General features: G+C 72.5%; 5 protein-coding genes. 4 read left to right on the top strand and 1 reads right to left on the bottom strand.

Annotated features, from left to right (window positions below):
- The first annotated feature begins 28 nt into the window (after nt 1-28).
- A complete protein-coding gene (locus tag ACH4SL_RS34790; protein ID WP_398453665.1) occupies nt 29-811 on the top strand; it encodes an ECF transporter S component in 783 nt (260 codons plus the stop codon).
- A gap of 44 nt (nt 812-855) precedes the next feature.
- A complete protein-coding gene (locus ACH4SL_RS34785; protein ID WP_398453618.1) occupies nt 856-1,353 on the top strand; it encodes a DUF664 domain-containing protein in 498 nt (165 codons plus the stop codon).
- A 40-nt stretch (nt 1,354-1,393) separates the two neighbouring features.
- Here ACH4SL_RS34785 and ACH4SL_RS34780 read toward each other — a convergent pair whose 3' ends face one another.
- Entirely contained in the window at nt 1,394-1,720 is a 327-nt protein-coding gene (locus ACH4SL_RS34780) for a plasmid stabilization protein (RefSeq protein WP_398453615.1), read from the bottom strand.
- 384 nt (nt 1,721-2,104) lie between these two features.
- Here ACH4SL_RS34780 and ACH4SL_RS34775 point away from each other — a divergent pair, with 384 nt between their 5' ends.
- Together ACH4SL_RS34775 and ACH4SL_RS34770 are read left to right on the top strand one after the other, a co-directional pair.
- On the top strand, nt 2,105-5,521 hold the full coding sequence (locus ACH4SL_RS34775) for a fibronectin type III domain-containing protein (RefSeq protein ID WP_398453612.1): 3,417 nt from the start codon (nt 2,105-2,107) through the stop codon (nt 5,519-5,521).
- Nucleotides 5,522-5,884: 363 nt separating this feature from the next.
- The gene (locus ACH4SL_RS34770; RefSeq protein ID WP_398453610.1) at nt 5,885-14,149 is read left to right on the top strand and encodes a fibronectin type III domain-containing protein; all 8,265 of its coding nucleotides are present in this window, start codon (nt 5,885-5,887) and stop codon (nt 14,147-14,149) included.
- The last annotated feature ends 12 nt before the right edge of the window (nt 14,150-14,161 follow it).

Below are 14,161 nucleotides of genomic sequence, written 5' to 3'. Positions count from 1 at the left end.
GGGGGCGCGCCACGCGGGCGCCGTCCGGATGCACGCGACCGCCGTCACCACCGTCGTCCTCGCGGCCTTCGTCGGCCTGGTCGCCTTCTTCTGGCCCTTCGTCGTCGCCCCCGGCCGCTTCGGCACCGCGTACGCGCCGCCGCTGATCTTCGGTGTGCTGCTGCTGCTCGTCCTGGCGGTGGTCTTCGCGCAGATCGCCGACGGCGGCATCGACTCCAAGGCGCTCGCCATGCTCGGCGTGCTGTCCGCCGTCAACGCGGCGCTGCGCCCGCTCGGCGCCGGAACCGCCGGCATCGAGACGGTCTTCTTCGTCCTCGTCCTGGCCGGCCGCGTCTACGGCCCCGGCTTCGGCTTCACCCTCGGCTGCACGTCCCTCTTCGCCTCCGCCCTGCTCACCGGCGGTGTCGGCCCCTGGATGCCGTACCAGATGTTCGGCTGCGCCTTCGTCGGCATGCTCGCCGGGCTCCTGCCCCGCGCCCGCGGCAAGGCCGAGATCCTGCTCCTCGCCTGCTACGGCTCGCTGTCCGGCTACCTCTTCGGCTTCCTGCTCAACCTCTCCTTCTGGCCCTTCTCCACCGACCCCGGCAGCTCCATCGCCTACCTCCCCGGCCTGCCCTTCACCGAGCAGTGGCACCGCTACCTCGTCTTCGACGCCACCACCTCCCTCGGCTGGGACACCGGCCGCGCGGTCACCAACTTCGTGGCCGTCCTCCTGGCCGGCCCCGCCGCCCTGACCACCTTCCGCCGCGCCGCCCGCCGCGCCAACTTCACCGCCCCGGTCCGCTTCGACCCGCCCGCACCGGCCGGCTGAGCCGCCCGGTGCGGGTGTCAGCGGGGTCGGGTACATTCCGCCCCATGGCCGACACCGAACTGTCCGCGCTGCTCGCAGCCCTGAACAGCAAGCGCACGCACGTCCTGGGCATCCTGGAGGGCCTGGACGAGGAGGCGCTGCGGCGCCCGGTGCTGCCGTCCGGCTGGACGTGCCTCGGACTGGTGCACCATCTCGCCCTGGACGACGAGAAGTTCTGGTTCCGCGCGGTCGCGGCGGGCGACCGGACGGCGATAGCCGAGATCCTCGGATCCGGGAACAGCGCATGGCACCCGGCCCCAGAGAAGACCCCCGAGGAGGTCTTCGCCCTCTACCGCCGGGAGGCCGGACTCGCCGACGCCTTCCTGGCCGCCGCCGACCTGGACGCGCCCCCGGCCTGGTGGCCGGACTTCTTCAGCGGCTGGCAGCACGACACCCTGCGCGAGGTGATCCTGCACGTGATCACCGAGACCGCCACCCACGCGGGCCACCTGGACGCCGTCCGCGAACTCATCGACGGCAGACAGCGCCTGGTCGTCCCCTGACCGCGGAGCCGCCCGCCCGACGCCGCTCCGACGGGGTCGTTCAGCGTCCGACCGCCCGGCGCAACTGCTCCTTGTTCATCTGCGAGCGGCCCTCGACATTCTTCTTCCTGGCCTCCTCGTAGAGCTGGTCCCTCGTCGGCCCCCGGGCTCCGGTGTGGGAGCGCTGTCCGCCCCGTTGGGAGGCAGACTTGGGGTCGCCGGTGGAGGTTTTGCTCGACGAGTGCGCCTCCCCCGAGCGGGCCCGTTCCTTGTTCACGGTACGGGCGGCGATCTCCTCGGCGCGTTTCGCGGACTCGCCGCGCCGCCGCGCGCTCTCCTTGACGTGCTCGTACTGCCGCTCTCGTTTGCTGTTCGATCCTGCGGGCACGGTCGCGGCTCCTTTCCCGGGAACGCGTCGCCGACCGGCGGCGCGCGCCTCGCGTGGGTGTGCGCTCGGTCCCTCCTCCCGGCTGCCCGGAACGGAGCGGAACATTCCCGTTCCGCGGCGGCTTCCGCGGCTGCCCCGACGTGCCGCCGACATACCACGGATACCGGAGCCGCGCCTGGTGAGCGCGGGGGAGCCGGCGGATCCTCGGTGGCCGGGCTCGGGGAAATCCGGCACCGGGAGGGAGCCGGGCTGGTTTCATCGGTCCGGCGTGACTGTCTGCCCCTAGAGAGAGGCGATCCTCCTGTGAGAATCCACCGCAGGGCGTACATCCTGCGCGGTGCCGGTCGGCGAGCGCGAATACGGGCGACGTTCTGCTCAGGCGGGATGGCCGCCGCCGTGGCCATGGCGCTCTTGTCCGGCACTCCCGCGACAGCCCTCGCGGCCGCGCCGTCCACCGGCGCTTCGGCGGGGGAGCCGGGCACCGCGGCTCAGATTCGGCATGCGGACGACGACGGGTCGGTGACGGCGGCGGCGAGGAGGGCGGCGGCCTCCGGCACCCGGGTCGAGGTGCTGGCCGACCGTTCGGAGACATCGACGACGTGGGCGAATCCGGACGGCAGCCTGACGACGGACCTGTCGGCGGGGCCGGTGCGGTTCAAGCGGGACGGCGTCTGGGTGCCGGTGGACGTGAACCTGCGCCGGGACGCGGACGGGAGCGTGCGGCCGGCCGCGCAACCGGGCGGGCTGCGGCTGTCCGGCGGCGGCGGTGCCCGGCCGCGTTCGCTGCGGGACGCCCAGCAGTCGGGCACCCGGGATCTGGTGACGCTCGGGGAAGGCGATCGGCAGATCACGCTGGGCTGGAAGGGCGGTCTCCCCGCGCCCGAACTGGACGGCACCCGGGCCACGTACAAGGACGCCGTTCCCGGCGCGGACGTGGTGGTGGAGGCCACCCGGACGGGTTACGAGCAGTACGTGGACATCAAGCAGCGCCCCGCGTCGGGTGGTTACGGCTACACGCTGCCGGTCACGACGCCGGGCCTGACCGCGGTGCAGCAGCCGGACGGCAGCGTGTCCTTCACCGACTCCGAGGGCAAGGTCACCGCGGTGATGCCCGCCCCGGTGATGTGGGACGCGCGCACCGATGCGGTCTCCGGCGAGCACACCCACCGCGCCCGGGTCGGGCTGAAGGTCGTCCCCGACCCCGCCGACCCCGCCGCCACCGACCTGGTCTTCACGCCCGACCCGGCCTTCCTGGCCGATCCGGCCACGCAGTACCCGGTCACGGTGGACCCGTCGACCTCCGCGCTCGGCAACGCCTTCGACACCTACGTCCAGCAGGGCGAGACCGTCGACTGGTCGACCGATGTCGAGCTGGACATGGGCAACCCCGGCACCACCAACGCCAACGGCACACCCCGGACGGCTCGCTCCTACATCACCTGGAACACCGCGCCGATCGCCAACGCCCTGGTGTCCAGCGCCACGCTGAGCCTGTGGAACTTCCACTCCGGCAACACCACGTGCGCGGCCCAGGAGTGGGACGTGTGGGCGACCGGCAAGCCCTCCACCGCCTCCCGGTGGCCCACCCAGCCCACCTGGAACACCCAGTACGCCTCCTCCACCCAGACCAAGGGCAACACCGCCTGCACCGCGGCCGGCTGGATCACCGCCGACGTCACCAACCTGGCGCAGATCTGGGCCTCCGCGCAGACGGCCACCTCCAACATGGGCCTGCGGGCGGCGAGCGAGGCCACCAGCGCCGGGTGGAAGCGCGTCAACTCCGCGAACGCCACCAGCAACCCGCCCAAGCTGAGCGTCACCTACAACTTCCGGCCCGAGACCGGCACCAACCGCCGCGCCGGGCCCCCGTACAGCTCCTACTCCGGCACCTGGGTGGTCAACACCCTCACCCCCACCCTCCAGGACACCTTCGCCGACCCTGACGGCGACACCGTGGACGGCACCTTCCAGATCTTCGACACCGCCACCAACGCCCAGGTCGGCAACCCCCTGGTGTCACCGTTCGTGCCCTCGGGCACCCCGGCCTCCGTGACCGTGCCGGCGGGCGTCCTGGCCAACGGGCACACCTACCAGTTCCGTACCAGCCCCTACGACGGCACCCACTACAACCTCGGCTGGTCGGCGTGGACGACCTTCACCGTCGACACCACCGCGCCACCGAAACCCGCGAGCATCACCACCCCCGACCACCCGGCCGGTACGTGGACGGCGGGCGCCGGGCAGGCCGCCGTCTTCACCGTCACACCCGCCTCGACCGACCTGAACTGGCTGGAGTGGTCGCTCGACGGCGGCACCTGGACCCGCGTGACGACCGGGGCGTCCGCCGCTCCGGTCAACGTGACCGTGCCCGCGCTCACCAACGGGCCCCACACGATGAGCGCCCGGACCGTCGACAAGGCCGGCAACACCTCCGCCGCCACCACCTACGCCTTCGGCATCGGCACAGGCGCCGTCACCTCCCCGGCCGGCCCGACCGCCTCCGACGGCAGCCCGCTCGCCCTGGCGGCCACCTCCACCACCGGACTGACCGGCGTCCGCTGGCAGTACCGCGCCACCGGCGCCACCGCCTACACCGACATCCCGCCCGCCGACGTCACCAACTCCGGCACGCCTCTGACGAGTTGGCCCGCCGCGACCGCCGCGAACGGCACCGCCCCCGCCCTCACCTGGGACATCGACCACAGCCTCGCCGCCGACGGGCAGTACGACCTGCGCGCGCTGTTCACCGACGCCACCGGCGGCACCCTGGCCACCGCCCCCGTGACCGTCACCCTCACCCGCCACACCGCCCCCGGTGCTCCGGCCGGCGTGACAGCGACCACCCGCGACTCCCAGGTGACCGTCACCTGGACCGCGCCCACCGACGACGGCGGCACCCCCGTCACCGGCTACACGGTCACCACCCGCCAGGGCGCCACGGTCGTCGGCACCCCGATCACCACAGGCCCCGGCATCCGCACCGCCACAGTCACCGGCCTGACCAACGGCACCGCTTACACGATCGCCGTCACCGCCGACAACGCCGTCGGCCACGGCCCCGAGACCACCGTCACCGCCACCCCCCAGGCCGCCACCGCACCCTCGGCGCCCGAATCGGTCACCGCCGTACCCACCGCCAACGCCGCAACCGTCACCTGGCACCAACCCGCCGACGACGGCGGCGCCGACCTCGACCACTACACCGTCGGTATCCACCTCACCTCCGACGGCTCCCTCGTCGCCTCCACCACCGTCCCCGCCGGCACCCTCACCACCACCGTGGCCGGCCTCACCCCGGCGCGGGACTACTACGCCGTGGTCTACGCGACCAACACCGCGGGCCTGGACGGCACTTCCGCCACCTCGGCCGGCTTCACCACACCGACGCCGCCCTTCACCCTGACCGGACTGGGTGCCTGGAAGACCACCGACCCGGTCAACAACGCGCCCATGATCTGCCTCATCTGGCAGATCGACGGCGCCACCCGCAACGCCGTCAGCGGCGAGATCCACTTCCGGCTCGCGCCCGTGGCCGGCGGCGCCCCGGATCCCGCAAGCGACTGGTCGGTCACCTTCGACCCGGAGGGCAACCAGGTGCCGGGGGTGGACGGGGAGTACAGCTGGTGCTCGGACACCGCCCTGCTGACCCCCAGCCCGGCGGGCGAGCAGTGGACACCGACCGCCTTCACCGCCCGCAACGACGCGGGGGAGGGCGTCGCCCTCGGATCCGCCGACCTGACCGGACTGACCGTCACCGACCCGGACGGGGCCACCGACCCGGCCGTCTTCACCACCGACTGAGCCACCGGCCGAGCCTCTGGCCTGAGCCCCCAGCTGAGCCACCGTCCCGCCCGCCGCCGCAGGCCCGCGCCCGCGGCGGCGGGCGCGCTCGCGTCCGCACCGGGAAGCCAAACGGTGCGGAACGGGCCGAATCCCGGCCGCCCGGATGTGACGCGGGGCACCCGTGCCGCTCTGCCTGCTGACGGACGGGCAGATACCTGGCAGACTGCTCGCGCCGTAGATCACGGAACGGGCACAGTACCGGCAGGTCAATGCCGGGACAGCCCGAACGAGGCGGCGCCGTAGGGGAGTTGGACTGATGAGTCCGGCGGTGGCGCCGACCGGACTCCGTCGTGGGGGGTGCCGGTGCTTCGCCGTGTTCGGTTGGCCGCACAGTTCGTCCGCAGGAATCTCGTCCACCTCGTCCGCCGGGGGCGCGGCCGGCGACTGTCCGCCCCGCACGGGCGGCTGCTGGTCGCGGCACTCGCGCTCGTCGCCCTGGTCGGCGCCTCCCAGCCGCCGGCGCTGCTCCTGACGCACCCGCACCGCTCCGGGCGCCCGACCGAGGCCCTGCCGCAGCACCCGCGCACCCTCCCGCAGCGCGACAACGCCGTGGACGTCGCGACGCGGAAGACCCGCACCATCACCCCGAAGCCGGTGAGACCCGGGCCCGCGCCCGCGCGCCCGCGGACCGCCGCCCCGCACCGCAAGGACGTCTACGTGGTGACGGCCGGCGTCCTCACCCGCGGCAAGGACGGCGCGGTACGCACTCCCGCCGCCCTCGCGGCCCCCGCCCTGCCGGCGAGGACCCCGGCGGCGGCCCCCGCGAAGGTGACCGGCGTGCACGTGACCGCCGCCCACGGGCGCGCCCGCGTCACCTGGCAGCCGCCGGCCGACAACGGCGGCGCCCCGCTGAACGGCACCGTCATCAGCGTCTACCGGGCCGCCGACCACCACGCGGTGGGCCACGTCGACATCCCCGCGGGTACCGACTCCGCCACCGTCGCCGGGCTCTCCGACGGCGTCGCCTACCGGATGTCGGTCGCGGTGACGAACACCGCGTCCTTCGCGAGCGCCGGCGTCAGCACCGCCGCCGTCACCCCGCTGGCCGCCGCCGTACCGGGAGCCCCGGCGAGCGTCACCGCCCACCCGGGCAACACCAAGGCCACCGTGGGCTGGACGGCCCCCACCGACGACGGCGGGTCGCCCGTCACCGACTTCGTCGTGACGACCTACAACGCCTCGACCGACGCCGTCGTCGGCTCCCCGCTCACCGTGACCGCGCTCGCGCCCAGCACCGTCGTCCAGGGGCTGACCAACGGCACCGACTACTACTTCGGCGTGGCCGCGCGCAACAGCACCGGCACCGGTCCCGAGCTGTACTCCGCGCCCGTGACCCCGGCCGGCCCGCCCGGCAAGCCCACCGGCGTGCGCGCGTACCCCTCCAACGGCGCGCTCTACGTGACCTGGACCGCGCCCACCGACAACGGCGGCTCGCCCGTCACCGCGTACACCCTGATCGCCAGCGGCCCCTCGGGCCCGGTCTCGCAGTCCACCGTCCAGGCCGTCGCGGGCGTCGTCAGCGGCCTGGCCAACAACGTGGCCTACACCGTCACCGTGACCGCCGCGAACGAGGTGACCTCCGGCAGCCCCTCGGCGCCTTCCGCCGCCGCCACGCCGAGCGCGGCCTACGTGGCCCCGGCGAACGGCGTCAGCCAGCTGCCGCCCGTGGTCACCGACGCCACCTCCCAGCTGTACGGCATCTTCCAGTACAACTCCGTCATCTCGGGCAACGGCCGCTACGTCGTCTACACCGAGGGCAACGACCCGGCCTTCCGCACCGGGGGAAGCCTGGGGGTCGTCCGCTACGACACCAAGACCGGCACCAAGCTCCTGGTGTCGGTGGACAGCTCCGGGCAGCCCATGGCCGCCGGGAACTACGGTGTCGCACCGAGCGTCAGCTACGACGGCGACCTCGTCACCTTCGCCGTCCACACCGGCCTGAACGGCAACGGGAACAACAACAACGCCTACGTCCGCGACATCTCCGCGGGCACGACCACCCTCGTCACCCGCAACGACGCCGGCGGCCCCGGCGTGGGCGTGCTGTACTCCGCGCGCCTGACGGCGGACGGCAACGCGGTCTTCTTCCAGCTGGCCGCCAACACCGACATGGCGGCCCGCACCCCGTCCGGCTGCGGCACGATCAGCACCTACCGCTACGACGTCGCCACCGGCGCGGTCAGCTACATCGACCCCGAGCCCACGTCCCTCCCGCCGAACCTCCCGACCGTCACCAGCATGGGCTGCGTCCACCTGGCCGAGGGCGACCTGTCCGTGTCGGACGACGGCAGCCGCATGGTCCTGCGCGGCGGCCTCGTCTTCGACTGCACGGGCGACGAGTGCTACAACGGCCCGAGCTACGCGGCGGACCAGACCCTGGTCCTCGACGTGTCCGCGGGCGGCACCACGAAGTCCACCTGGTACGCCCCCCTCGCGGGCTACGACGACATCGACTTCGTCGCGGCGCCCTCCGTCCTCTACCCGAGGATCACCGGTGACGGATCGGCGGTCGTCGCGATCACCGGGTGGGACGACTACCTCGAACCCTCCGACCAGGTCGTGCGGTTCTCCACCGGCGCCCTGACGTCACCGCCGAGCTGGAGCGCCGACACCCCGGACAACCTCACCCGGCTGACCGACCTGTCCGGCGACGGCTCCATGGCGATCCTCAACTTCTCGTACAACACCGCCTCGCACCTGCAGCGGTTCGTGCACCTGGCGATGGACATGTCCTCCGGCAAGATGGCCGTGCTCAACCAGACCGGCGGCCAGATGGAGGACGGGACCGGCAACGTCAACCGGGGCGGCATCGACTACGCCGGCGACCGGGCCGTCTACGACACCGACGCCCGCAACATGCTCGGCCTGTCCACGGACGCCGACGAGCGGACGAACGTCATCCTCCAGGGCATCGACACGCTGTCCGCCCTGCCCGCGGCCGAGACGCGCGGCTGCAACTGCGCCAACTCGCTGGCCGGCAGCGCCCCCGTGCAGGACTTCGTCGGCGACCCGGTCAACACCGCGACCGGCGCCTTCACCGAGTCCGTGAACGACGGCGGCGTCCCCAGCCCCGGCGTGGCCTTCGCCTTCCAGCGGACCTACGACTCCTCGAACCCGACGGCCGGCCCGCTCGGCCGCGGCTGGTCGATGCCCTACGGCATGTCGGTGGCCACCGGCTCGGGCGGGACCGCGACCGTCACCGCGGAGAACGGCGCCGCGGGCGTCTTCCACGTGATGCCGGACGGCACCTACCGCGCCGACCCCGGCATCAACTCGACGCTGGCGCACGACGCGTCCGGCTACACCCTCACGCTGCCGTCCCTCCAGACCGACACCTTCGACACCGCCGGCCGGCTCACGGCGATGAAGGACCACAACGGCAACGGGCTGGCCTTCGGCTGGACCGGCGCCAAGCTGACGTCGGTGACCGACGCCGGCGGCGGCACCTCCACGCTGTCCTACGACCCGTCGACCGGGCGGCTGGACGCGGTCACCTTCGCCGACGGGCGCGGCGTCTCCTACGGCTACGACTCCGCCGGCCTGCTGTCCACGGTGACCGCGGTGGACGGCACCACGACGACGTACGGCTACGACACCGGCCACCGCCTGACCACGGTGACCGACGCGCGGCACAAGGTCGTCACCGCGAACACCTACGATCCGGCCACCGGCAGGGTCAGCAAGCAGGTCACGAACGACGGCGCGCACACCGCGAACCTCTCCTGGGACGCCGCGAAGCAGACGGCCACCTACACCGCGGCCACCGGCGCGGTCACCAGGGACTACTACGCCGGGAACGTGCTCCTCCAGCACGTGGACCCGGACGGCGGCACCACGTCGTACACCTACGACGCGCGCCTGCACGTCACGTCGGTGACCGACCCCAACGGCGACACGACCCGGATGGCCTACGACGACGCGGGCCGCCTGCTCAGCCGCACCTCGCCCGCGCCGGCCGGCTACGGCGAGTCGTGGACGTACGACGACCACGGCAACATGCTCACCTACAAGGACGCGCGCGGCCACACGACGACCTTCACGTACAACGCCGCCGACCAGCTCGTCGAGCAGGCCACGCCGACCGGCGCCACCACGGACTACACCTACGAGCCCAACGGCCAGGTGGCGACCGTGACCGACGCCGACGGCGGTGTCACCTCGGACGAGTACGACACCAAGGGCAACGTCACCGCTCTCACCGACCCCGACGGCGGCCGCACCACCTTCACCTACGACACCTCCGGCCGCGTCCTCACCGAGACCTCGCCGCCCGGCAACGTGGAGGGCGCCGACCCCGCCGACTTCACCACGGCGTACACCTACGGCGACCAGGGCCGGCTGCTGACCACGACCGATCCGCTGGGCCACACCACCCACTACGACTACGACGACGCCGGCAACCTCACCAAGCTCACCACGCCCGAGGGCGAGGAGACCGACTACACCTACGACGCGGCAGGCAACGTCCTGACCGTCACCGACCCGTCCGGCGCGACGACCACCAGCACCTACGACGCCTCCGGCAAGGTGCTGAGCACCGCCGACGACCTCGGCCACACCACCACCTACAGCTACGACCCGGCGGGCCTGCTCGCCGCCACGGTCTCCCCGCGCGGCAACGAGTCCGGCGCCGACCCCGCCTTCTACACCACGACCTTCGGCTACGACGCCGACGGCCACCGGACGCTCGTGACCGACCCGCTGGGCAACCCCACGGCGTACGAGTACGACGAGCTCGGCCGGAACGTGAGGACCACCGACCCGCTGGGCAACGTCACGAAGCTGGACTACGACGCCGACGGCGACATCGTCACCCGCACCGACCCGGCGGGCGGCACGACCACGTACACCTACGACGACGACGGCCGCCCCCACACCACGACCGACCCGCTCGGCGGCGTCACCACCACCGACTACGACCCGGCCGGGCGGCTGAGGTCGACGACCTCCCCGATGGGTGAGGTCACCTCGTACACCTACACCGCCGCCGGCCACCTGCGCACCCTGACCGACCCGCGCGGCAACGCCGAGGGCGCGACCGCCGCCGACTTCACCACGACCTACGACTACGACCCCGCGGGCCGGCTGCTCAAGGTCACCGACCCGGCCGGCGGCACGACGGGCTACGCGTACGACCCCGCGGGCCGGCAGGTCACCGTCACCGACGGCGCCGGCGAGGACACCGTCACCGACTACGACGCGGACGGCCGCACCACCGCCGTGACCGACCCGCTCGGGAACGCCACGCACACCACGTACTACGGCAACGGCCAGGTCAAGTCCGTGGTCGACCCGAGCGGCGGGGAGACCACCTACACCTACGACGCCGCGGGCCGTCCGCACACGGTCACCGCCCCGGACGGCAACGTCGAGGGCGCGACGGCGGCGGACTTCACGACCACCTACGACTACGACGCGGACGGCAACCGCACCACGGTGACCGGCCCCACCGGCGCCGTGACGACGACCAGCTACGACGCCGACAACCGCCCGGTCACCGTCACCGACCCGATGCTCTTCCAGACCAGCACCGACTACGACGCCGTCGGCCACGTGCTGAGCACGACCGACGCCGAGCACCACACCGTCACCAGCACGTACGGCCCGCTCGGGCTCATGGCGACGAACAAGGACGCCCTCGACCGCGAGACCGGCTACTCCTACGACGCCGCCGGCCACCTGGTGGACCAGACGTCCCCGCTCGGCGAGAAGACGACCTGGACGTACGACGCGGACGGCCGCACCAAGACGGTGACCGACCCGCGCGGCAACGTCGAGGGCGCCACCGCGGCGGACTTCACCACGACCTACGACTACGACCTCGCCGGCAACCCGACATCGACGACCGACGGCCTCGGCCACACCACCGCGACCGCGTACGACGCCGTGAACCGCGAGGTCTCCTCGACCGACGCGATGCAGCACACCACCCGCTACGGCTACGACGACGCCGGGAACCTGAACAGGGTGACCAGCCCCGGCGGCGCGGTCACGCAGTACGACCACGACGCCGTCGGCAACACGACCGGCCGGACGGACGACAACGGCCACACCACGCTGTTCGGCTACGACGCGGCCGGCCGCCTGACGTCGACGACCGACCCGCTGGGCGCCGAGCAGACCGCGACGTTCGACGCCTCCGGCAACCGGGCCACCGCGACCGACGCCCGCGGCGTCAAGGCCACGTACACCTACGACGGCCGCGGGCTGCTGCTGGGCACCACCTACAGCGACGGCACCCCGGCACTCGTCTACACCTACGACGACGACGGCCGGGTGGCCACGCAGCAGGACGGCAGCGGCGACCACACCCTGGACCACGACAAGAACGGCCGGCTGACGTCGCTCAGCGAGCCGACCGGTGGCGCGTTCACCTACACCTACGACCCGACCGGCAGCATCAAGACCCGCACCGCCCCCGACGGCACGAAGACCACCTACGACTACGACGACGACGGGCGGCAGTCCGCGCAGACGACCGGCGCGAACACCGTCGACTACGGCTACGACCCCGCGGGCGACCTGACCACGACGACCCTGCCGGCCGCCAACGGCTGGACGGAGACCCGCACCTACGACGCGGCCGGCCGGCTGGACGCGATCGCGACCGCCAAGTCCGGCAGCACGCTCTCCTCCTACCAGCTCACCCTCAACGCCGACGGCCAGCCCACCAGCGCGGCGATCGACCGCCAGGGCACCGCGAGCGCCCAGCACTACACCTACGACGACGACTCCCGGCTGACCTCCGCCTGCGCGCAGGCCTCCTGCCCCAGCGGCGCGGCGTCGGTGTCCTACACCTACGACGGCGTCGGCAACCGGCTGACCCGCACGGCCGGTTCGACGACGACCACGTACACCTACAACGCCGACGACGAGCTGACCCGCTCCGCCGCCGGCCTGATCCGCCAGAACTACACCTACGACGCCGACGGCAACTACACCGGCAACGGCTCCAGCGCCTACGCGATCACCTACGACGCGAACAACCACCCGGCCACGGCGGTGCAGGGCGGCCACCACTACACCTTCACGTACGACGCCCAGGGCGACCGCGTCACCACCAGCGACTCCGGCACCCTGCAGCGCACCTCCGTGTGGGACGTCAACAACCCGCTGCCGCAGCTGGCGTCGGAGACCGACGGCTCCGGCGGCACGATCGCCGACTACACCTACGACCCGCTGGGCGAGGTCCAGTCCGAGACCACCGCGGACGGTACGTCGTACGACAGCCACGACTGGCTGGGATCGGTCACCGACGTCACGAGCGCGACGGGCGCCGAGCAGATCGCCAACAGCTACGACGCGCAGGGCGTGCAGACCACCGAGACGCAGGCGGGCGCCCCGCCGAACACCTTCGGCTACACCGGCCAGTACACCGACCCGTACCTGACCGGCCTGGTCGACATGCACGCCCGCCAGTACAACCCGGCGACCGGCACCTTCACCTCCCGCGACCCCCTCACCCAGCCCGCCACCGACCCCTACCTGTCCGCGTACACCTACGCCGCCGACCAGCCCACCACCCTCACCGACCCCAGCGGGCAGTCCCCCGCGGGCGGCAAGGACATCGCCTCCGGGCACTTCCTCACCGGCGGCGGTTACCACGACTTCGCGGTCAACATGGCCTACGAGCAGCTGGCGGCCCGCTTCGGAACGACGAAGGTCTACGCGGACCTGGGCCCGGCCACCTACGGCCCGATCGGAGAACTCCTCCGGCTCCCCGGGAAGGGGCGGAACGGGGGCGGGGGAGAGCCTGACCTGGCCGTCAAGGACGCTCCGGTCAAGGGCGGCCAGGGCTGGTGGGTCTACGAGGTCAAGCCCGCCTCCCAGGCCGGCGCGACCGGCGTGGTACGCGGGGGGATCGAGTACAACGGGCCCAACATGATGCAGCAGCTCGGCAAGTACCTCAGCGGCATGAGGAGCAAGTACCCCGGCGAGACGGTGGAACCCGGGCAGCCGATCATCCCGGAGTCGCAGTACAACGCCGCCGCGCGCGCCGTGGAGACGATCTTCAGCAGGAACACGTGGAAGACGTACGGCACGTACTTCCCCGACCCGTACGCGGAGAACATGGACGGCATCATCTTCTACACCGCCTTCCGTCCGACGAAGAACGACAAGAAGTCGCAGTCGTACAAACAGGGGCTGCCCGCCCTCGAACTGCTGCGCGGCGCGTCGGGCAGCAGCTTGGCCATGGAGGAGTTCGTGCTGCAGCTGGCCGCGACGGGTACCGTTCCCACCTCCACGTGCTCGTCGGGAGACGGGACCTCGGGCAGCGCTTCCGTCTGGCCGTGGGTCGGCGTCGGGGCCGGCGTGGGCGTCGGTGCCGGAGCGTACTTCGGCTACCAGGCCTGGTCGAACCGGCTGCCGTCCTGGCTGAGCGACGCGAGCATCGAGGAGTTCCTGGAGTCCGAGGGCGTACCGTCCACGGAGATCGGCGCCGACATCGCCGCCGACGCGGCGACCGACCTCGCGGCGGACGTCGCCGCGGACCTCGCGGCGGATCTGGAGATCGCCGCCCTCCGGCAGGCGCTGATCAGCGGAGCCGAACGGTTCGGTCTCGAACTGCTGCTCCTCCCGAAGTAGCAGACGAAGGAG

The sequence above is a fragment of the Streptomyces sp. NPDC021020 genome (assembly GCF_044333285.1).
Lineage (GTDB): Bacteria > Actinomycetota > Actinomycetes > Streptomycetales > Streptomycetaceae > Actinacidiphila.
Note: the sequence above shows the minus strand (reverse complement) of the source record. Positions and strands in the feature narration are given on the sequence as shown.